The sequence below is a fragment of the Sphingomonas soli NBRC 100801 genome (assembly GCF_001591025.1).
Lineage (GTDB): Bacteria > Pseudomonadota > Alphaproteobacteria > Sphingomonadales > Sphingomonadaceae > Sphingomonas > Sphingomonas soli.
Window position 1 is genome coordinate 68,356 of the sequence record NZ_BCTZ01000017.1, and the last position, 20,546, is coordinate 88,901.

15 protein-coding genes are annotated in these 20,546 nt (G+C 65.0%); 8 read left to right on the forward strand and 7 right to left on the reverse strand.

Annotation, left to right across the window (positions count from 1 at the left end; genetic code table 11):
• Positions 1-8: 8 nt before the first annotated feature.
• The 3 genes from fahA to SSO01S_RS13380 form a co-directional block, all read right to left on the reverse strand.
• Positions 9-1,304 (reverse strand): fumarylacetoacetase, encoded by a 1,296-nt coding sequence (gene fahA / locus SSO01S_RS13370; protein ID WP_066799536.1) that lies wholly within the window; start codon positions 1,302-1,304, stop codon positions 9-11.
• Positions 1,301-2,377, reverse strand: coding sequence for an alpha/beta hydrolase (locus SSO01S_RS13375; RefSeq protein ID WP_083943058.1), 1,077 nt, complete (start codon positions 2,375-2,377; stop codon positions 1,301-1,303). The genes fahA and SSO01S_RS13375 overlap by 4 nt, the downstream gene beginning before the upstream one ends.
• Before the next feature lie 136 nt (positions 2,378-2,513).
• Entirely contained in the window at positions 2,514-3,254 is a 741-nt protein-coding gene (locus SSO01S_RS13380) for a helix-turn-helix transcriptional regulator (RefSeq protein ID WP_157073779.1), read from the reverse strand.
• Between the two features lie 202 nt (positions 3,255-3,456).
• Here SSO01S_RS13380 and SSO01S_RS13385 point away from each other — a divergent pair, with 202 nt between their 5' ends.
• Together SSO01S_RS13385 and SSO01S_RS13390 are read left to right on the forward strand one after the other, a co-directional pair.
• Positions 3,457-4,401 (forward strand): beta-keto acid cleavage family enzyme, encoded by a 945-nt coding sequence (locus SSO01S_RS13385; protein ID WP_066799547.1) that lies wholly within the window; start codon positions 3,457-3,459, stop codon positions 4,399-4,401.
• Positions 4,402-4,409: 8 nt separating this feature from the next.
• Positions 4,410-5,765: an MFS transporter gene (locus SSO01S_RS13390; RefSeq protein ID WP_066799548.1), complete on the forward strand. Its 1,356-nt coding sequence runs from the start codon at positions 4,410-4,412 to the stop codon at positions 5,763-5,765.
• A gap of 169 nt (positions 5,766-5,934) precedes the next feature.
• Here the strand turns inward: SSO01S_RS13390 and SSO01S_RS13395 are convergent, their stop codons facing one another.
• Positions 5,935-6,915, reverse strand: a complete 981-nt coding sequence (locus SSO01S_RS13395; RefSeq protein WP_083943060.1) for an ABC transporter substrate-binding protein — start codon at positions 6,913-6,915, stop codon at positions 5,935-5,937.
• A gap of 109 nt (positions 6,916-7,024) precedes the next feature.
• Positions 7,025-10,012 (reverse strand): TonB-dependent receptor plug domain-containing protein, encoded by a 2,988-nt coding sequence (locus SSO01S_RS13400; protein WP_083943062.1) that lies wholly within the window; start codon positions 10,010-10,012, stop codon positions 7,025-7,027.
• A 210-nt stretch (positions 10,013-10,222) separates the two neighbouring features.
• On the opposite strand from SSO01S_RS13400, the gene SSO01S_RS13405 reads away from it, so the two are divergent.
• From SSO01S_RS13405 to SSO01S_RS13415, 3 genes are all read left to right on the forward strand, one after another.
• On the forward strand, positions 10,223-11,233 hold the full coding sequence (locus tag SSO01S_RS13405; protein ID WP_066799554.1) for an amidohydrolase family protein: 1,011 nt from the start codon (positions 10,223-10,225) through the stop codon (positions 11,231-11,233).
• A 31-nt stretch (positions 11,234-11,264) separates the two neighbouring features.
• Complete coding sequence (locus SSO01S_RS13410) at positions 11,265-12,146, forward strand: enoyl-CoA hydratase/isomerase family protein (RefSeq protein ID WP_066799556.1); 882 nt, start codon at positions 11,265-11,267, stop codon at positions 12,144-12,146.
• An 87-nt stretch (positions 12,147-12,233) separates the two neighbouring features.
• Positions 12,234-12,914 (forward strand): GntR family transcriptional regulator, encoded by a 681-nt coding sequence (locus SSO01S_RS13415; RefSeq protein WP_083943078.1) that lies wholly within the window; start codon positions 12,234-12,236, stop codon positions 12,912-12,914.
• A 109-nt stretch (positions 12,915-13,023) separates the two neighbouring features.
• Here the strand turns inward: SSO01S_RS13415 and SSO01S_RS13420 are convergent, their stop codons facing one another.
• Complete coding sequence (locus tag SSO01S_RS13420) at positions 13,024-15,729, reverse strand: TonB-dependent receptor domain-containing protein (RefSeq protein ID WP_066799560.1); 2,706 nt, start codon at positions 15,727-15,729, stop codon at positions 13,024-13,026.
• A gap of 224 nt (positions 15,730-15,953) precedes the next feature.
• On the opposite strand from SSO01S_RS13420, the gene SSO01S_RS13425 reads away from it, so the two are divergent.
• Positions 15,954-17,717, forward strand: coding sequence for a CocE/NonD family hydrolase (locus SSO01S_RS13425; protein WP_066799638.1), 1,764 nt, complete (start codon positions 15,954-15,956; stop codon positions 17,715-17,717).
• Positions 17,718-17,732: 15 nt separating this feature from the next.
• Here the strand turns inward: SSO01S_RS13425 and SSO01S_RS13430 are convergent, their stop codons facing one another.
• On the reverse strand, positions 17,733-18,500 hold the full coding sequence (locus SSO01S_RS13430) for a FadR/GntR family transcriptional regulator (RefSeq protein ID WP_439646570.1): 768 nt from the start codon (positions 18,498-18,500) through the stop codon (positions 17,733-17,735).
• 124 nt (positions 18,501-18,624) lie between these two features.
• Between SSO01S_RS13430 and araD1 the strand changes: the two genes are divergently transcribed.
• Together araD1 and SSO01S_RS13440 are read left to right on the forward strand one after the other, a co-directional pair.
• The gene (gene araD1, locus SSO01S_RS13435; RefSeq protein WP_066799564.1) at positions 18,625-19,617 is read left to right on the forward strand and encodes an AraD1 family protein; all 993 of its coding nucleotides are present in this window, start codon (positions 18,625-18,627) and stop codon (positions 19,615-19,617) included.
• Positions 19,614-20,546 carry a Gfo/Idh/MocA family protein gene (locus tag SSO01S_RS13440; RefSeq protein ID WP_066799566.1) on the forward strand — a complete coding sequence of 311 codons (933 nt, stop codon included), beginning with the start codon at positions 19,614-19,616 and terminating at the stop codon, positions 20,544-20,546. Before araD1 ends, SSO01S_RS13440 begins: the two co-directional genes overlap by 4 nt.

The following is a 20,546-nucleotide window of genomic DNA, read 5'->3' on the forward strand; positions in this document are numbered from 1 at the left end:
GGGCCGCTTTATGCGGTAACGATGCCCGATGCCTCGCCAAGCGAAATGGTCGCAAAGCCGGGGCGGATGCAACGCCCGCGCAGGATGATCTCGTCGCCCGGTTCCAGGAAGGTGCGGACCTCGCCATTCGGTAGCATGACGGGTTCGCGGCCGCCCTTCGTCATTTCGAGCAGGCTGCCATGCCCGTCGGGTGCGGGGCTGGAAACGGTGCCGGTTCCGAACAGGTCCCCCGGGCGCAACGGGCATCCGTTGGAGGCGTGGTGGGCGAGCATCTGCGCGGGCGTCCAGTACAGGTCGAGCGTCGACGCCCGCGTCAGCAGGTGCGCCGCAAGCCCGCCTTCGCGCATCGCTGCCGTGGCGATCAGCACTTCGAGCTGGATGTCGAACGCGCCGCTCGCCTGATCCTGCGCATTCTGGAGATAGGGGAGCGGTTCCGGGTCCTCAGCGTCGCGCGGGTGCTGCGCGGTGCGGAAGGGGGCCAGCGCTTCGGCGGTCACCAGAAAGGGCGATACCGTGGTCAGGAAATTCTTGCCAAGGAAAGGGCCGAGCGGCTGCGTTTCCCACGCCTGAATATCGCGGGCGGACCAGTCGTTGAGCAGCCCGAAGCCGACCACTTCCTCACCTGCGCGTTCGATCGGGATCGTCTCTCCAGGCGCGTTCCCGCCACCGATCCAGATGGCCAGTTCCAGTTCGAAATCCAGCCGGGTGCTGGGTCCGAAATCCGGCACCGTCGCGCCATGCGCCGCACGCTGCCCCGCCGGGCGTACCACCGGCGCGCCGGAAGGCAAGACCGAGGAGGCGCGACCGTGATAGGCGATCGGTACATGCTTGTAATTCGGGAGTAGGGGATTGTCCGGGCGGAACATCCTGCCGGCATTGCGCGCGTGATGGATGCCCGCGAAAAAGTCCGTATAGTCGCCCACCTCGGCGGGCAGATGGAATTGCGCGTCCTTTCGCTCCACCAGCAGCCGTTCCGCTCCCACCGGTTCGGATCCGCTCAGCACCGTTGAGAGGGTCGCGCGCAGCCTTCGCCGCTTCGCCACAGGCAGCGCGCAATAGCCGTTGAGGCTCGCTGCCGCTGCGATCGTGACCAGCTCCGTCTCTTCCGCATCGAGCAGCCCGGAAGCCGCGAGTGCCGCGTGGTCGAGCACATAATCGCCGATCACCGTTCCGCCGCGCGGCACCCCGTCCCCAGTCGAAAAAGCGCACAGGGGCAGATTCTGCACCGGATAGTCTGCATGTCCGTCAGCGCCCGGAACCCAGGTCCGCAGATCGGCCCGGTGCGTCGCGTCGATATGCGTCATGGGCGGAAGGTTCCTGATTGGCGCGCGCCGCGTTTCGGGCGACGGTCGAGCCCGTGTTGATGCAGGAAGGCCGACAGCAGATCGGCGACCGCGACGTTGTTGAGATCTGCAAAGGGGATATGCGTGTTGCCGCGTAGCCCCTTGTCCGGCAGGTGGAGGATCTCGGCCTTGCCGCCGCGAGCGTTGATCGTCCGGACGAACGCTTGGGACGCGGCGTAGGAGCGATGCCAGTTTCCGGCCTTGCCGATATTGTCGCCCCACACCAGCTGGATCGGGATCCGGGTCAACCGGTCGAACTCCGGCGCGGAGACGTAGACCGGGCCGTACGGGCCGGGCTCGATCTTCGGCTGCCCCTCGTCGAGCAGAACGAAGCCGGGATTCTCGTAAGCGACGATCGCGGCGACATTGTCCGATTTGATCGCGGTCAGCATCGCCCTCAGGCCGCCCGCGGAATTGGTGACGAGTACCGACGGACCGATCCGGTCCAGCGCTTTCGCGGCAGCTGCGGCTTCGATCTCGGCATTCTGCACGGTATCGAACTCGTCATAGCGCGCGCGCCGCGCCTGGTTCCACGCTTCCGGATCACCGGCGGGGAACTGGAGTCCGGGAAACCACTCCATCGGACGCGGGCCGAACCGCCACGCGACGAACCCGGCCTCATCGCGCCCCGGCATCGCCTGATAGGTGTAATCCTCGCACCCATAGTTCGCACGGCCGACGCGCGGGCCGTCCCAGACATAGGTGGCGAAGCCCCGGCGCAGGAAGATGCTCTGGAACCCCTCACCCCCGTCCCAGCGCCGTTGCCACACCGCCGCGCTGGAGCTGTGCCACAGGAACAACGGCAGCGCGCGGGCCTTTACCGGGATCTGATATTCGACATGCCCATGATCGCAGGACTGCGACTTTTCCGCGTCACCGATGATCCGGCCGCCTGCCTCGAACGAGCCCTGGCGGGCGAGCACCAGCGCCGCGCGAGCATCGGACCGCGGCGGTTCCTTTGCCGATTGAGCCGCAACGCTCCCGGCGATGACGAGCCCGCCGCAAACGACCGGGAGCAACACAGAAATCCGCATTCTCGATCCTCACGCGCACCGAAGATCGAAGCGGCCTTGCCGGACAGGCCCGCCGCTCGCTTCCTTGTTAAGAGCGGGCGATATCAGCCCGGGAATTAGGGGTCTGTCCCTCGCCGAGGATACAGGCCCGGTCGGCTCAGTGCATCACGAGGTGCGCGAGCTGGAATGCGCTGCAGATTTCGAGCCGCTGGAATGCGCGCTTGCGATAGGTCTGCACCGATCCGATCCCGATATTGAGGCACAATGCCGTCGCCTCCGACGTCATGCCGACCACCGTGCGGGCGCAAACCTGGCGCTCGCGCGGGCTCAGCTCGGGGAATTGCGTGGCGAAGCGCTCCTCGATTTCCTCGACGCCCAGGATGTGCGGGCGCTGCGGCGCGGGATCGAGTTCCGCCTGGCGCGCCACGACCGGGAGCAGCAACTGGCTAAGGCTCGCGAAAGCAGTCAGCTCGTCATCGCTGAACGAAGGAGCCGGCGCGCGCCGCGCGATGTTCATGACCAGCCAGCGATCGGCCAGCCTCTGGACGAACGAAAGCCGCTCCACCACCGCGGCCTCGTCATAAAAGGGGCGGCGATATTCGGTCTCGTCAATATCCTCGGGGCCGACGCGCAGCACCACGGTCGCGCCGTCCTCGCTCGCCGCCTCGATCGCGCGCGCGATCGGATCGCGCCGGAAATAGCGCTGGAGATAATCGTCCATCCGGTTTGCCAGGCCGCCTTCGATGCAATGCGCGATCAGGTGCGGCGGCTTGAACGGGTCGGCGCGCTCGGAGACGTAGAAGCGGTCGATCGGCGCGATCGTATTGATCGCCCGCCCAATCAGGTCCTGCGAGTTCTGCGAGCCGAACGCACCGATCACATCGCGATACGCGCTCATGACCGCCCCCGTCAGCGGCGCATGTTCAACCTGGCTAAGCCGCACCTGTCCCCTCCCGTTCGTCCCTATCGGAATCTGCTGCACTTATAATCCGATACGGGCGATTAAGAAAGGCCGCACCCTGTATCTCACTCGGGAGACAGACGTCCCAAGGCGGGCTGATATACCCCTTCATCAACTGAGTGACTGAGGAATTCGGGTGATGGAAGTTAAGAAGAAAGTGATTGTCGTTGCAGCGATTAATGGCGGCATGCAGCGCGATCGCGAAGGCGCGAAAGTACCGATTACGCCTGCTGAAATCGCCGAGGATGCCTATCAGGTCTGGAAGGCCGGTGCGTCGGTCGTGCACGTCCATGCCCGCGATGCGGAGGGCAAGAATTCGGGCGACAAGAAGATCTATGCCGAGATCATCGAGCGCATCCGCGACAAATGCGACATCCTGATCCAGACGACCAACGGAATCGGCATTCGCTATGACAAGGCGACCGGCCAGTATATCTGGCCAAAGGACGAGGAGCGGCTGGGCCTGCTCGAGCTGGAGCCGCGCCAGGATCTGTTCGGGATCGCCTGCGCATCGGGCGACTTCTTCAATCCGGAGGGCGGCTATATGGTCGAGACGCCCTATGTGAACTCGCTCGAACTGGTCAGCCAGACGATGAAGAGCGTGCTTGCGATGGGATCGGTCTGCGAATGGGAAGTGCCGCACGCTGCGGTGCTGCATCGCATGCTGCGCGTGGCAAAGACCGGCGCGTTCGATCCGCTGCAGTCCAATCTGTGGATCCTGCACGGCTCGGGCTTCGGCAACAGCCCGCCGCTCGCGCCGCACATCATCTTCTCGGTCCAGGAAGGGCGCCGCCTCTATCCCAACTCGCTGTGGGGCACTACGGCTACCGGCAAGGACCAGTTCTGGGTCTGCAATCTGGGCCTTTCGATGAACTGCGATTCGGTGCGCGTCGGGTTTGAGGACAATATCTATCTGCCCAATGGCAATGCCGCGAAAACCAATGCGGATCTGGTCGATGCGATCGTGAACATCGCCGCGATCTGGGGCCGCGAGCCGGCAACCGCCGCCGAAGCGCGCGAAATCTTCCAGTTGAAGGATCGCGGCACGGCAGACGCGGTCCAGCAACGTGTGGCTGCTACCTGAGAATCGATATGGCGAACGAAGCAGGTAGCGAAACCGTCGCCGATATCGGCCGGCTCATCGATGAACGCCCATGGGGCCGGTATCAGACCTGGGTCGTGATACTGGTCGCCCTGGCGGTGGTGATGGATGGGCTCGACAATCGCCTGCTTCCATTGGCCATCCCGCCGCTGATCAAGGAATGGGGGGTCACGCGCGACGCGTTCGCGATGGCCACCTCGGTCGGGCTGGCCGGCATGGTGATCGGCACCATGGTCGGCGGCATGCTCGGTGATCGCTTTGGCCGCCGGCCAACGATCACCGGCAGCGTCCTCGTCTTCGGCGTCGCGACGCTTGCGAACGCCTTCGTCAACGACATCACGTCGATGATCGCGATGCGGCTGATCGCCGGTCTCGGCATGGGCGCGCTGATGCCCGCCGCCGCCGCGATGTTCGCCGAATTCGCTCCCGCGCACCGCCGCTCCCTGGTGGTGACGCTAGGCATTGTGTGCATCCCGCTGGGGGGCACGTTTTCCGGCGTGCTGGGGGCGGTGCTGTTGCCGGTCTGGGGCTGGCGATCGCTGTTCGTGGTCGGCGGCGCGGCCGCGATCATCATCGGGCTGATCCAGCTCTTCACCCTGCCCGAATCCCCGCGCTATCTGGCGCGCGATCCGAAGTCGCGTGGCGCGCTGATCCGGCTTCTTCGGCGCATCGGCCATTCGATCGCAGACGATCAACAGATCGTCGATGCCAGTGAAGCCCGTGCAGAGGGGGCGCGGAAGACGACGGTCACACAATTGTTCGGCAAGGAATATATTCGCGACACGATCGGCCTCTGGGCCGCGTTCTTCGCGATCTTCATGTGCCTCTACATGGAATCGCAGTGGATGCCGACGATCCTGTCGGACGCGGGCTATAGCGTGCAGGTTTCCAGCATCGCCTCGTCCAGCCTGGCCTTTGGCGGCATGTTCGCCAGCGTGCTCGGGGTTGCGGCGATCACCTGGTTCGGCTCGCGAAAGGGGCTGATGGGGATGGCGGCGGCGGGCGTTCTCGTCACGCTCGGGCTCACCCAATACCCCACCGATCCGGCGCAGAGCGCGGTGCCGCTGCTGATCCTGCTGACGATCACCGGCTTCCTGGTCGGCGGGCTCCAGATCATGATCTATTCGGTGGCGACGCACGTCTATCCCACCTCGCTTCGCGCAGGCGGGATCGGCTGGTCGGTCGGGTTCGGGCGGCTGGGTTCGGTGATCAGCCCCTTCATCGCGACGGCTGCGCTCGCGGCCGGCGGATGGGAGACGTTCTTCATCCTGCTCGCGATCGGGCTGACAGTGACGTTCCTGTCGCTCGGCATCATCCGCCGCCACGTGCCCCCGCCCGCGCGCTGAACCCGCGCGCGAGACATCCTTTCAGCCTGATCTGGACATCCTGAATCGTCATCCCCGCGAAAGCGGGGACCCAGGGTTTCTCGGCGATACCCTCGCCTGGCTCTGGGTCCCCGCTTTCGCGGGGATGACGGTAAGGTGTCGAATCGGCCTCCTGAAAACGGGCTTGGCCTTAGCGCTTCAGCGCCAGCGCCTCTTCATAGATGCTGCGATCGATGAACTTGGCGAGCTCCTCGCGCGAGCGCGCCGGGCGCTTCTGCAACGCGGCGATCCAGATTTCCTCATCCACCATCACGTCGAGCATGTCGTCCGGGAACGAAGCCGTGAAGGCATGGTGCTTCCAGGACCGGGCCACCTCTTCGAGCGTATAGCCGCCTGCACTCGCGACCAGCTGCTGCGCGCGGCCGGGATCGCGGTTCATCTCGGCGGTCGTGTCGATCAGCGCGCGCACGAACTCGACGATGCGCCGGCGCTTGTCCGGATCCGAAAGCGCCGTCTGGGTGGTATTGAGGTTGAACAGCTCGCGATAGACGCCGGTGCCTGCGAACTGGATCCCGTCCTCGCCCAGCATCCGCACCGCATTCTCGCTGTGCGGTTCCCAGATCGAGATCGCATCGATCTCGCCACCGCGCAGCGCGTCGACCAGCGCGCGATAGGGCATGATATCGCGCACCTCTACATCGCTGAGCGTCAGGCCCTCGCGCTTGAGCATCAGGTGCAGGAAATAGCCGGAGGAGGAGAGGGTAGAGGTCCCGATCCTTTTGCCCTTCAGGTCCGCGATACTCGCGATGCCCGCCGATTTGCGGCCGACGATCCGGTAGAGTCCATCCGCGACGGTCAGGATGATGCGAAGATCCGATGCCTGATCGGCGGGCACGCGCAGCACCTGCGTCTCGGCATTGGTGCCCAGATCGGGCTTGTTCTCCGGCCGGATCAGCGTGGCGATACCGCCCTGCTGCACCTTTGTGCCCGCAGGATAGAGCCGCTCGACGGTCAGGTGCACCGGCCCCACCTCGACTACGCCCAGCGCGCCATGCACCACCAGCGGGGCCGCTGGCCGAACTGCGGCCTCGCGCGTGTTCTGGCAGCCGGATAACAAGGCTGCCGTGGCGGCAAGAACCCCCAATGGCCTGACGCCGCTTCTGATCCGCATCCACTCTCTCCCGATTTGCAACAGCCCCGGCCGCTTGTGTGCGACCGGGGCTGCCGTTCCTTAGACTATGCCGGATCGAGCCGGCTGGTAATGCATCATCGGCAGTCGCTTAGAACTTGGCCCGGATGCCCACCTTGTACCGCGCACCCAGCGTATCGAAATGCGCGGGGTTGGTCGGGTAGGTAGAACCCGTCGCCTGGCGGCCGCCGCCCGGCGCGATCGACGGCTTCTTGTCGAAGATATTGTCGAAGACGCCGAACACCTCGAAGCCGTCATTCTGGCCGAATGCCCGCATGCGGTAGTTGAGGCCCAGCGTGAAATAGGTCGCTGCGCCGACCCGGTTGGTCGAGATGCTGTTGTCGAGCGTCGGGCTATAGCCTTCGTCCTCCGGCCCGATCTTGGTCGCATCCAGCTTGCCCCGCCCGACATAGCGCGCGCCCAGCGTCGCGTTGAAATCGGAGGTGTCGTAGCTCAGGAACGCGTTCCAGCGCCATTTGGGCGACGGTGCGAACGGCGTGGTGTCACGGCCGTCCGCCGATTGGCCGGCATAGTTGATCGCCGGCACGTCGCTCGTCGGCTGGATCAGCATGTCATATTGAAAGCTGCCCAGCGCGCGGAAGCCCAGCTTGCCGTTCCAGCTGCCCGATATTTCCTCGAGAGGCAGATCATATTGCATCTCGATATCCAGGCCACGCACGGTGAACTGGCCCAGATTGACCAGCCGGTAATCGAGGAAGGTGATGTCCGTGGGGCTGGCGAAGGTGATGCGATCGCAGAACTGGTTCGTCTTCTGGCACATGTCGACCAGCTGCTGCCGGGCAAGCCCCGCAACCGCCTGCTTCACCTTGATCTGATACCAGTCGATGCCGAAGCGGAACCGGGGGATGAAGCCCGGGGTCACGATGAAACCGGCCGTGATCGTATCCGATTCCTCCGGGTTCAGGCTGAAGCTGCCTCCCGCCAGCGTTACCGTCGGATCGTCGCCGCCCGAAGGCGAGCCGGGGATATTGTGGTTGTCGACCAGTCCCTGGGGCGATCCTGCCTGTGCGGGCACCTGGTTCTCGAACAATTCGCGGAAGCCGGCGACGCGAATGTCGCGCGAGCGCGATCCGCGGAAGCGCAGGAAATCGGTGGGCGCGTAAACGATGCCCGCCTTCCAGCTATAGGCGCCGGTGGTCTTGCGCTCGTTCGAGATGATGTTGTGGCTCTTGTTCTGCGTGTAGCGCCCGGCGACGTCGATCTCGAGCGATTTGCCGAGCGGGCCGTTGGTGAAGACCGGGAAGTTGACCTCGCCAAAGCCCTCGATCACCTGGATCTTTCCGGCATAGTTGAGGCCGAAGGTCAGGCCGTAGTCCGAATATTCGGGGATGTCGCGGTGGTCGACGCCGCCGCTCTCGCTGCGGTAATCCACGCCCGCGGCTACGCCGATCCCGCCCGCCGAGCGGCCGTCGAACAGCGATCCGCGAACGTTCACCGATGCGGCATGCTGGCGGAAGGTGAAGTCTTCGTAGATCGGCCGATAGACATAGTTGATCGCCGCCTGAGACAGATTGTTCACGCCGAACAGGTTCATCGGCGCGCATCCGGCGGAGCGGGGGTCGGGCGAGGCCTTCAGCGTTTCCGCGCAGACGATCTGCCCATTTGCGGGGTTCACCACTGCGTCCAGCGCGTAGATGAAGGGCTGGTTGACGCGCACGCGCGACGCCGTCTGGTGGCGGTCGTTCTGGCCATATTGGTAATAGGCTTCCGCAACCCAGCTGCCGCCCAGCTTGAGCGTTCCAGCGACCAGTCCGCGGAAAACATCGGCCTCGACATGGTTTACGTTCTCGATCTGCTCGTCGAGATCCTTGCCGAGGCTGAACGAGGTGCCGTTGAGCAGGGTCCTGAGCGAAGCGGGCAGATAGGCGTTGGTCGGCTTGACGTAGAAGGTCGATCGTCCGCCCAGCGCGGTCGCGACGGCCGATGCGCTGCGATGCGCATAGGTGAGTTCGGTCGTCAGCTTGAACGCTGGTGTGACTTCGAAGCTGCCATAGGCGAAGCCCACATAGCGGGTCGACGGGCTGCGCAGCGGCGAGCTCGAATAGGTTGATTCGCCATCGCCGCCCTGCCGCGCGTCGGTCGCGCCGCTCGATACGAAACGGCCCTGGTCGAAATCGGTAATGGAAAGCCCGTCATCGCTGAAACGCTTGTTACGTGCCGCGAGAGCGGCTGGCGATAGGTTGCGCACCACGCCGCGAACATCGTTGAACGCTTGTTTCGAATTCGGCCCGACAATGTATCGAGGCAGCCCATATCCCGGCGATCCCGGAACATTATACCCCGACAATGTCCCGTTCGGGAGAACGTTCGATGCGTTGTTGAAGATGTCATAGCTTTCGGCGCACCATGCACGGACTTCCGAGCAATTGCCGACGCCTCCCGTGTCCTGATACTCGCCCGCAATGGCGAAATGGCCGCGGCCTTCGGCGAATCCGGTGCCCCAGGCGAGCGAGCCGAACCAACTCTTGCCCTCGCCACGCGTGGTCTGGGCGAAGCTTGCCTCCGCCTTGAGCCCCTTGAGCTTGTGGTTGAGGATGACATTGACGACGCCAGCGATCGCGTCCGAACCATAAGCAGCGGAGGCGCCCCCGGTGACCGTCTCCACCCGCTCGATGATCGCCGAAGGAATGAGGTTGAAATCGACCGCGCCGCCATCCGAGCTGGGGACGAAGCGGCGGGTGTTTACGAGCGCGAGGGTGCGGGTGCCGGATACAGGATTGAGACCGCGCAAGTTGACGAAAGAGGCACCGACGTTTGCACTCGGCGAATAGCCCACATTCGTATCAGAGAGGTTAGATATGTTCTGTGGAATGAGCCGCAGCGTTTCCGCGGCGTTCGACTGACCCAGGTTGCGGATCAGTTCGTCGCCGATGACGGTGCGCGGGGTAGGCGCGTCGAGGCCCGAACGCACAACGCGCGAGCCCGTCACGACGATCTCGGCCTGCGCCGGTTCCGGCTCGGACGCCGTAGGCTGAACATCCTGGGCCATTGCTGCAACCGGCCACAGCGCCACACACGCCACGCTGGCCAATAGCGATGCCGACAAACTCCGCTTCATAAGCTCTCCTCCGCTTTTCTGTTCTTGGCCGACGTTAACAGGCTGCCCTCCGTCGATCTGTATCCCCGCCGGGATACAGCGAACGTGGCGCGTCGAGGCCGGTTCGGCAGGCAGCGATCGGGGGGCGTGTACCTCGATAGGGAGACAGACATGGTTCGGGGGAGCGCCGTAGCGTGGCGATGTTCGCATGCCCATAAGCTAAGGACTTATATGCCGATCCTGAGCAATCTCCGCGCTGACCGGCATGGCCGTTCCGTCCAGGTGCGACATGCTTTCCCACGGCGCGCGATGCTGCGCCTGGCCGCAGCTTCATGCCTGCTCGCGATCGGTGGCTGCGTCGCGCCGGAGCGCCCGTCCGCCATCCCCCTGTACGACACGCATGCGCATTTCTTCTCGCCCGATACGGCGCGCTACCCGCAGGACACGCGTGGTGCGCGCGAAGGCGAGGAGCAATTGCGCGCGCGGATCGCAGCGCATCCCAACACCCCCGAAACCGTATTGCCGGTGTGGCAGGCACATGGCGTGGCAGGCGGCGTGGCCGTGCAATATAACGAGGCGTACAAGCGCGATAACCGCTTCGTATTGGATAGCGGCGACCGTTTCCCGGACAAGATCGCCGTGGTCGTCATCCTCGATCCCCTGGCCCCCGAGAGTGGGGCGGAGCTGCGGCGGCTGGCGCACGAGCGCGGCGTCACGGGGGTACGCATAACCGGGCGCCCGGATGCCGACGGCAATTACATTTGGCTCGACGCGCCAACCACGCAGGAGATGTGGCGGGTGGCGGACGAACTGAGGCTGGCCGTGGTGATCATGACCCTGCCTGCCGAGGTCATGCCCGGGCCGCTGGCGCAGATTGCTGCCCTTGCGGCGCGCTTCCCGAACGCGCGCGTGGTGCTCGATCACATCGGGTGGGCGAAGCCCGGTGCGGACCTGGATGCGCTACGCGCCGCCGTCGGTGCCCGGAGCAACGTGTATTTCAAGCTGACCACGGTGAATCTCGAGCTGCTTGAGCGCGCGGGGGATGATCCGGCTGCTTATGTGCGCCGCGTGGTCGACCTGTTCGGTGCGGACCGGGTGATGTGGGGTTCCGATTTCGGCAGGAGCGCGCTGACATTCGAGGCGATGGTGCACCGGCTCGCGGAAGCGACGGAGCAGCTGACTCCGCTCGAAAAGCGCAAGTTGATGCACGATACCGGATACCGCATCTTTCGCAGGAAATAAGCGGCGCGGCCGCAACAGGGGGAGAAGATCTATGGGCGGCATCTCAAGGCGGTCGGTTCTCATCGCGAGCGCGGCGGCTCCGGCGCTGGCCGGTGTCGCGCAGGCGAAAGCACAGGCCCAGGCTTCGCCCCCCGCGTTCCAGACGCTGAAATATGAGGCGCAGGGGCCGATCTGCGTCATCACCCTGAACCGGCCCGACAGCGACAATATGATCGACGACCAGAACCGGCGCGAGCTGGCGGTGGCGTGGGAAGCGTTCCGCGCCGATGAGGCGCTTCAGGTCGCCATCTTCACCGGAGCGGGCGATACGGTGTTCTGCGGCGGTGCCGATCTGGCGAGCTTCCGCGGCGGTCCGCAGCCAAAATATGTGAAGCGCGACGAAGGCATCCGGACCTATACGGCCAAGCAGAACAGGTGCTGGAAGCCGGTGATCGCCGCGATCAACGGCTTTGTGTCGGGGCCGGGCCTGCATTTCCTGGTCGACGCCGATATCTGCATCTCGGTGCCGGAAGCGACCTTCTCCGACATGCACATGCACCGCACCGGCGCGGTGCCGATCATCGAGCCGATCGAGATGGCCCGCAAAATTCCGCAGGAAGCCGTGGCGCGCATGTTCCTGCTGGGGCCGCATGAGCCGATCACGGCGCAGCGTGCGCTCGATCTGGGCCTCATCTCCGAAATTGTCCCGCGCGCGCGGCTGATGGCGCGCGCGACCGAACTGGCGCGTCAGATCTGCCAGGCCGATCTGCGCCTGACCATGGCTTTCATTGAATCCTTCTACAAGGCGCGCGAGCTGGGGGTCAGCGAGGCGATCAATCGCGGGCTGATCATCCGCCAGGCAACCGGCTATCAGGACGCCCCGTACAAGGGCCGGCCGGTACGCGATCTGGCGAAGCTCGGAAGCAAGCTATGAGACCGTTTCCGTCCATCGGCTGCTAACTCCGACATTTGCGAGCGGTTCGCGCTTGCGGGATGTGCCGGGTTGGAGAAATATGTGTCGATGGCTCTGACCCCATCGACAATCCGGAAGCCGGGCGACGCGGTGAGCGCGCGCGACATTGGCGAGTGGCTGCGCGACCGCATCCGGCGCGGGCGCTTCGTTCCCGGGCAGCGCCTGATCGAAGCCGACATCATTCGCGAGACCGGGGCGTCGCGAAGCCGGGTGCGCGAGGCGATCCAGCGGCTCGAAAGCGAGGGGCTGCTTGTCATCGAGGAGTTTCGCGGCGCTTCGGTCAAGCGTTTCAGCATCGAGGAATTGCGCCAGATCTACCGCGCGCGCATGGCGCTGGAAGGCATGGCCGCGCATGATTTCGCGTTGCTGGGCGGGCAGGATCAGAAGCAGGCCCTGATGGCGATCCAGGAACAGCTCAACACCTGCGAGAACACCGCCGATCATGAGCGCTTTGCCGCGCTGAACGACGAGTGGCACCGCCTGATCATTGAGGGCGGACGCAACGATTATATCGGCACCTTCGTGCAGCGGTTGCGGGTGCCGCTGTACCGGCTTCTGTTCGCCACCTTCTATAGTTCCGAACGGCTCGACCTGGCCAATGCCGGTCACCGCAAGATCACCATCGCCATCGTCAATGGCGATGCGCAGGAGGCGGAGCGGCTGATGCGAGAGCATATCGAGGAGGGGCTGGGCGCGCTCTCCGGCATCGATATCGAATTTCATTCCTGAGGCTTGCCCGGCGGCAAGCGCGCTGGCCCCGTGAAAAGCGAAACGCCGCCCCCGCACCTGCGGGGACGGCGTTGCACGGCCCAGCCCGCCCGAGCGGGGCCGCGACGGATTACCAGGTCTTGCGGACCGCGACGGAGAGCAGCCGCCCGATCGGATTGGTGACGGTGGCGTCATAGCCGCCGCTGCCATTGCCCGATGGCGCGAGATTTACGTAGGGTGGGTTCCGATCGAACAGGTTGCGCGCCTCAAGCGACAGCGTGAAGCCGTTCTTGAAGAAGTTGCGCTCGGTCCGGTCGCCGACCGTGTAGTTCACCGCGATATCGAAGGTGTCGTACGCGCTGATATCCTCGTTCGGCGTGATCAGCGTGTTCCGGTAGCCGCCGACATGGTTCCACTGCACGCGCACCGACGCGGGATCGAGATCCCAGGTGAGCGATGCACGCGATTTGAACGTGAGCGGATTGAAGATGGTGTTGCGGAAATCCTTGAGCGGCGCGGTGGGGCTGACGGCAACCCTGTAATCGGTCAGATAGGTACCGTTGGCGTTGAACGTGAAGGCACCCGCAGACCCGGCATCGAGCCGGTACATCAGCTCCAGATCGATGCCGCGCGTCACCGATTTGCCGAGGTTCAGGTTACGCCCGTCGACGTAGAGGGTGATATTGGCCGGGGGAGCGCCGACAAAGCCGATGCCGGCAGCGGACAGCGCCGCCACCTGCGCCGCTGCCGCCGCGCCGCGATAGATGATGTTGAGCCCGGCAAAATCGCTCTCGCGGCCAAGGATCGTGAGATCGGAGAGATAGGCGGTCGCTTGGCCTTCATACAGAACGTCGAAATAGGTGAGGCTCGCGCGGAAATTGGAGCCGTGGCGATAATCGGCGCCGAGCGTCCACGTCTTTGCGTTTTCGGGCTTCAGATCGGGATTGGCGCCAGAACGCGCGATGCCGGTCACCAGTGTGGAGCCCAGGGTCGGATCGACATAGTTCTGGACATACAGCCCGTTGCTGTTGCCGAATATCTGCGAGAAGATCGGCGCGCGGAACGACGTGCCATAGCTGCCGCGGAATTCGAGGCCGCGAACCGGCGACCAGACGATTCCGAACTTCGGATTGGTGGTCTCGCCCACATCCGAATAGCGATCGTGGCGAACGGCGGCGTTGAACTGGAGCTTTTCCAGCCCCGGCATGGCGTTGCCATCGCCGAACAGCGGCAGATAGAGTTCGCCATAGAAGGAATCCACGCCGCGGCGGAAGGTGCGGTAGGTCAGCGGCGTGGTCGGCGCGCCGCGGGCGATGCCCAGATCGGAGCGGATCTTCTGGCCTTCATAGCCCACCGCCAGCCGCACCTTGTTTCCGCCAATATCGAATAGCGGGCCATCGAGGCTGACCTGATAGGTTTGCAGCTTGTTATAGGTCGGAGCCAGGAAGATCTGGTCCGAGATAGCCGCGAGCACCGCTGCCGAGGTGCGATGGAGCCCGAACGGATCGAATGCGGTGGCGGGGTTGCTGCTCGCCAGCGCGGCGTTCAGCGCGCCATTGTTGATGCCGCGCACGCTGTCCGACCGGTCCAACGTCTTGCCGTAGCTGTAATAGGCCTGAAGTTCCCACGCATAAGGCAGCTTGGCGCGCGCGCCGCCGGTGAGCTGCCACGTGCGCGTGAAGCCATAGGTGTTGTCGTTCGGCAGATCCCCGACGAAATTGTAGCGGATCGTCTCCGACGCCGGCGTGGTGCCGGGCGGCGAGACGAAGAAGGCGTTGGTGCTAGGCACCGTAAGAGTCGCGGTCGCGTAGGGCGCCTTGCGATAGAAATTGCGCTTGGACCAGAAACCGTCGGCAAGCAGCGTGAGCCAGGGCGTGACTTCCTGGCTGAACGTGCCGGTGAAGCTGTCATAATCGGTTTGCGGGAAGAGATCCTGGCCCTGATTGGAATCGCACAGATTCTGGGTGCCGGCGACGAGCGCGCTGCGGTTCGTGGCGGTCACGCCCCCCTGCGGGATCGCGTAATTGGTGCCGGCGAGCACGATCGTACCCGGGTCGCACTGGTTCACGCGATAGTCGCGGCCGCCGAACGGGCGCTGATCGTTGACGAAGAAATCGCGGTCCGCACCGGCAAGGTTGGAGCGATAGACATGCTCATAGGCCAGCATCACCTGGCCCGTGTCCCACGTCTTTCCGCCCGCGATGCCGAGCAGCGATTCATGGAAATTGTCCGCCTTGCCTACGCGCGCAACCGCCTCGATCCCATCGAGCGAGCGGCGCGGGATCAGGTTCACCACGCCCGCCACGGCATCCGAGCCGTAGATCGCCGAGGCGCCATCGGCGACGACCTCGACGCGCTCCAGCCCCAGCGTCGGGATGATCGAGGGATCCACAGAGCGCGTGTTGCCCACCACGCGGTGGCCATTGACCAGCACCAGCGTCGCATAGGGGCCGATGCCGCGCAGATTGACGCTGTTGCCATAGGTGATGTTGCTGCTGCCGCCCGACTGGCCACGCGAATTTTCCGAAACGCCGAGGTCGAAGACCTGGGGAAGTTCGCGCAGCATGCGATCGGTGGTCACCGCGCCGCTGGAATTGATTTCCTCGCGCCCCAAAGAGAGGAGCGGGGAGCCGACCGGCGCGACACCGCGGATGCGGCTGCCGGTGACGGTGATCTCGTCTTCGCTCGCGGCCGCGCCCTCTGCGGCGGCCGGTTCATCGGCGGTCTGCGCGAATGCGGGCGCGGACGCCATCAATGCGATCGCGGCAGTGCCGATCGCCAGCGTGGCGCGGCGCGCCGGGCGCAGCATCGGGGCATTGGGTGCATCATATTTCATCAGACTAAACCTCCCCTGCTCAGGCCCGCTCATTCATCGAGACAGGCTCTCTTGCTCTTTTCGGGCGCGTGCGAAGGGCGCCCTTATTCCGTCATCCGGGTGTGCCACCGTGTCCGGAATACGTGGCCCCGCAACTATTGTTGACAATTTTATCAGCAATATTACGCGGATTCGCAAGTAGAATTTGTCGGTGTAATTATGTGCCGGTCAGGAGGGGTGTGGGCATGAAGCAGGTTTGCCAGGGGATATTGGGCGCAGCCTTGCTCGGCCTTGTCAGCCCGCCTGCCCTTGCGCAGACGGCGGAGAGGCCGACCGGCGCGGGTTATTCCGGCACGGTGCGCAGCTCCTTCTACGTGCCAATGCGGGACGGCACGCGGATCGCGATGAACGTCTATCGCCCGGCGATCGACGGCAGGGCGGTCGAGCGGCGGCTTCCGGTCATCTTCGCCTTCACGCCCTATCGCGCGCGCTACCGCGACGAGAAGGGCGCGATCGTCGAGGTGGCGGATTCGGCGGAGCTGGGCCTGCGCGACATGACCGCGCACGGCTATGTGGTGGCGGTGGCGGACATTCGCGGGAAGGGTGCCTCGTTCGGACGCCGCCGGGGGATGCAGGACAAGACCGAAGCGCAGGACGGCCATGACCTGGTGGAGTGGCTGGCCGCCCAGCCATGGTCCGATGGCAAGATCGGGATGACCGGCTGCTCCTATCTGGGCGGGACGGTGATCAAGACCGCGACCACCGCGCCCCCGCATCTGCGCGCGGTGTTCGCGGGCGCGAGCGACTTCGACAAATATGCCTTTGTCCGCACCGGCGGCATCACGGGCCAGTTCAACACGCGGCCCGATGAGCCGCTGTCGGTCGATCTCGCCAGCGTGCCGGTGGATGCCGATGGCGACGGCGCGCTCCTACGCGAGGCGGTGGCGGAGCATGCGGGCAACGACCCGATGGCGCTGCTGTGGAACACCATGCCGTTTCGCGACAGCGTGTCGAAATATACCGGCACCAGGTTCTGGGAAGAGGCGAGCCCCTACACCTATTTCGAGACGCTCAAGCGGTCGGGCATCGCTTTCTATTACTGGAGCAACTGGCAGGACGAGCCGACGGGGCAGGTGATCCTGGCTGCGGTCAATCTGGGCGGGCGGGCGATGATCGGGCCGGGCAGCCACTGTGTGCCGCCGCCGGGCGTGGACATGGGGCAGGTGCAACGACATTTCTTCGACCGGCATCTGAAGGGGATCGACACCGGGATCGATAAGGAACCGCGCTTCCGCTGGTGGGTGCAGGATGCGGAGGGCGATCCCTGGCGCGCGGCGAACCACTATCCGGGGGCCGGCCTGAAGCGACAGTTCCTCTATCCCGCACCGGGAAAGAGCGGCACGATCGGATCGGCGAACGACGGAATGCTGGCGGGCAAACCGGCGCGCGGCGTCGACAGCTTTGCGGTCGATTATGATGTAGCGACCAAGGAATATTTCCCCTTCTGGCCTGCGGTGCTCGATGAGAAGGGCCTGACCTACACCTCGCCGCCGCTGGCGGAGGATGTGACCGTGACCGGCTATCCCACGGTGGGCCTGACCGTGTCGAGCGACCAGGCGAGCGGGAACGTCTTCGTCTATCTCGAAGAGGTCGCACCAGACGGAAAGGCGCAGAATATCGCCTTTGGCAGGCTGGCGCTCGCGCACCGCAAGCTCTCGCCCGCGCCCTATGACAATCTGGGCCTGCCCTGGCATTCGAGCCGCAGCGCCGATGTGCTTCCCGTGAAGCCGGGGACATCCTATCCGCTGCAGATCGCGCTTTCGCCCACGGCCAAGCGCTTTCGAGAAGGCTATCGCATCCGGCTCTCGATCCGGGGAGCCGATCCGCGCCAGCGCAATATCGCGGAGATACGCCGCGATCCGCCCGAGCGGCTTTCGGTGACGCTGGGGAAGGGGACGCGGGTGGAAATCCCGGCGGAAGGGCCGATCCGCTTCAAGGCGGCGAAGTAGAAGCGAGGGTCGCGATCAGCGGCCGTCGAGCCCGTCCATCGAATAGCGCGTGTCGTCGAACGCCAGATCGACGAGCGCGCGCATCGCTGCTTCCGCCGCATCGGCATCGCCCGCCACAATCGCGTCGCAGACGCGCGCATGATCGGGCACGGGATCGCGCGGAAGCGCCTTGGTCCGCTGCTTGAACTGGGTCGTCCAGTTCACCGCCGCACCGATGCTGGCGCTGAGCGTGATCAGCGCGCTGTTGTGCGTGCTTTCGAGCAAGGCATCATGGAATTCGCGGTCTGCCGCGCGCCCGGCATCGGTGGCGAGCGTGTGCCTGCGCATCAGCGCGAGCGCGGCGCGCATCGCGGCAATGTCGCTCTTCGTGCGCCGGGTCGCGGCAAGCCGCGCGGCCGCCGGCTCGACGATCGCGCGTAATTCGAACAGGTCGCGGATGAAGCCGAGGTCAGGCTCGCCCGAAAACGCCCAGGCCAGAATATCGGGATCGAGCAGGTTCCAGCGGCTGCGCGGCAAGACCCGCGTGCCCGCCTTGGTCCGGCTTTCAACCAGCCCCTTGGCCGCCAGCACCTGCACGGCTTCGCGATAGGCGCTGCGCGAGACGTCGAGCGCCTCCGCATTGGCCACCTCACCTGTCAGCCGCTCGCCGGGCTGGATCGCCCCGCTGACGATCGCTCTGCCCAGATGGTGCGCCACCGCCCCCCGAAGCCTTCTGCCCGTGCTGCGTTCCGTGCGAAGCTCACTGCGCTCCACCGTGTCGAGGGGGGATCCCTCACTGCTCAAAATGCCTGCCCCAATCGTTGAGCCAACGTGATTAGGACGGGGAGATTGGTGTAGCAATGTCCGAAAGCCATATTCCCTTATCAATTTTGTCCGACTAATCACCGGCAACGGATCGGAGAGGGGTATCATGATCAGGTTGCTACAGCATCGATCGGACGGCGGCGCGCGGCGGCTGATCGCGGCTGACGGGGAGCGTGCCTGGTTCGTCGCGGGTTTCAGCGATGTGCGGGGGCTGGCGAGCGAGGCGATAGAGCGCGGGCAGACTTTGGCGGCGATTGTCGCTGGCGCGGGTGAAGACGGCGCGGTCGATATCGCCGCGGAACTGGCCGCCGGCCGCCTGCTTGCGCCGATCGATCATCCCGACAGCGCGCGCCTGCTGATGACCGGCACCGGCCTCACCCATCTTGGTTCCGCCGAAGGGCGCGACAAGATGCACAAGGCCGCCGCAGCGGGCGAAGCGCTGACCGATTCGATGCGCATGTTTCTGGAAGGTGTGGAGGGCGGAAAGCCCGCCCCGGGGGAAACCGGCCAGCAGCCCGAATGGTTCTACAAGGGCGATGGCACCCACCTGACCGGCCCCGGCGCTGCGCTGTCTATGCCCGCCTTTGCGCAGGATGGCGGCGAAGAGCCCGAGATCGCGGGCATCTATATGATCGGCCCGGATGGGACGCCGTTCCGGCTGGGCTTCTGCCTCGCCAACGAATTCAGCGATCACGTGACCGAGCGGCACAATTATCTGTGGCTTGCCCATTCCAAGCTGCGCCAGGCTGCGCTCGGGCCGGAACTGCTGGTCGGCGATCTCCCTTCGGAAGTGCGCGGCACCAGCCGGATCCGGCGCAATGGCGCGGTGCTCTGGGAAAAGCCATTCCTCTCTGGCGAGGCGAACATGTCGCACAGCATCGCCAATCTGGAGCATCACCATTTCAAATATCCGCTGTTCCGGCGGCCCGGCGACATCCACGTCCATTTCTTCGGAACCGCAACGCTCTCGTTCAGTGACGGCGTGCAAACCGAGCCGGGGGACGTTTTCGAGATCGAAGCCGCCCCCTTCGCGCTGCCGCTGCGCAACACGCTGGTCCGCGCCGAGCAGAAGCCGGTATCGGTGCGCGCGCTATGAGCGACGCAAGAATCCGCATCGCGATCGTCGGCCTGGGCAAGATCGCGCGCGATCAGCATGTGCCGGCATTGCTGGCGAACGAGGCGTTCGATCTGGTCGCGACGGTCAGCTTGGACGGCGCGGCGATGGAGGGCGTGGCCGCGTACCGCACGCTCGAGGAACTGCTCGCCACTGGTCTGCCGGTCGATGCCGTTGCGCTTTGCACACCCCCGCAGATTCGCCCCGTGCTGGCCGGAGAGGCGCTGCGGCATGGGCTGCACGTGCTGCTGGAAAAGCCGCCCGCCGCCACGCTTTCGCAGGCCGCGCAGCTGGAGGTGCTGGCATCGGCTTCGGGCAAGACCGTGTTTGCGGCGTGGCATTCGCGCTTTGCCGCAGGCGTGGAGCCCGCGCGTGCATGGCTGGCGTCGCGCAAGGTGCTGCGCGCCGCGATACGCTGGCGCGAGGATGTGCGCGTCTGGCATCCCGGGCAGGACTGGATCTGGGAGCCGGGCGGGATGGGGGTGTTCGATCCCGGCATCAACGCGCTTTCGATCATCACCCGGATCCTGCCCGAGCCGCTTTTCCTGCGCGATTCCGAGCTCGAGCTGCCCTCCAATCGCGAGGCACCCATTGCTGCGCGGCTGACACTGCGAACGGGAGGCGGCGCGCCGGTCGATGTGGATTTCGACTTTCGCCAGACGGGCGCGCAGACCTGGGACATCGAGGTGGAGACCGATGACGGCGTGCTTCTGCTGCGACGGGGCGGGGCCGAACTGATCCTGCCATCGGGCACAACGCGTGGCGACGACAGGGAATATCCCGCGCTCTACACCCGCTTTGCCGGGCTGGTTCGTGCTGGTAAAAGCGAGCTGGACAGCGATCCGCTGCGGCTGGTGGCGGATGCGTTTCTCCGCGGCCGCTGGAAGATCACCGACCCCTTCCACGATTGA

Bases quoted from the DNA above. Each gene is read 5' to 3' on its own strand.
- fahA (WP_066799536.1), bottom strand. From the start codon at position 1,304: ATGACGCATATCGACGCGACGCACCGGGCCGATCTGCGGACCTGGGTT.
- SSO01S_RS13375 (WP_083943058.1), bottom strand. From the start codon at position 2,377: ATGCGGATTTCTGTGTTGCTCCCGGTCGTTTGCGGCGGGCTCGTCATC.
- SSO01S_RS13380 (WP_157073779.1), bottom strand. From the start codon at position 3,254: ATGAGCGCGTATCGCGATGTGATCGGTGCGTTCGGCTCGCAGAACTCG.
- SSO01S_RS13385 (WP_066799547.1), top strand. From the start codon at position 3,457: ATGGAAGTTAAGAAGAAAGTGATTGTCGTTGCAGCGATTAATGGCGGC.
- SSO01S_RS13390 (WP_066799548.1), top strand. From the start codon at position 4,410: ATGGCGAACGAAGCAGGTAGCGAAACCGTCGCCGATATCGGCCGGCTC.
- SSO01S_RS13395 (WP_083943060.1), bottom strand. From the start codon at position 6,915: ATGCGGATCAGAAGCGGCGTCAGGCCATTGGGGGTTCTTGCCGCCACG.
- SSO01S_RS13400 (WP_083943062.1), bottom strand. From the start codon at position 10,012: ATGAAGCGGAGTTTGTCGGCATCGCTATTGGCCAGCGTGGCGTGTGTG.
- SSO01S_RS13405 (WP_066799554.1), top strand. From the start codon at position 10,223: ATGCCGATCCTGAGCAATCTCCGCGCTGACCGGCATGGCCGTTCCGTC.
- SSO01S_RS13410 (WP_066799556.1), top strand. From the start codon at position 11,265: ATGGGCGGCATCTCAAGGCGGTCGGTTCTCATCGCGAGCGCGGCGGCT.
- SSO01S_RS13415 (WP_083943078.1), top strand. From the start codon at position 12,234: ATGGCTCTGACCCCATCGACAATCCGGAAGCCGGGCGACGCGGTGAGC.
- SSO01S_RS13420 (WP_066799560.1), bottom strand. From the start codon at position 15,729: ATGAAATATGATGCACCCAATGCCCCGATGCTGCGCCCGGCGCGCCGC.
- SSO01S_RS13425 (WP_066799638.1), top strand. From the start codon at position 15,954: ATGAAGCAGGTTTGCCAGGGGATATTGGGCGCAGCCTTGCTCGGCCTT.
- SSO01S_RS13440 (WP_066799566.1), top strand. From the start codon at position 19,614: ATGAGCGACGCAAGAATCCGCATCGCGATCGTCGGCCTGGGCAAGATC.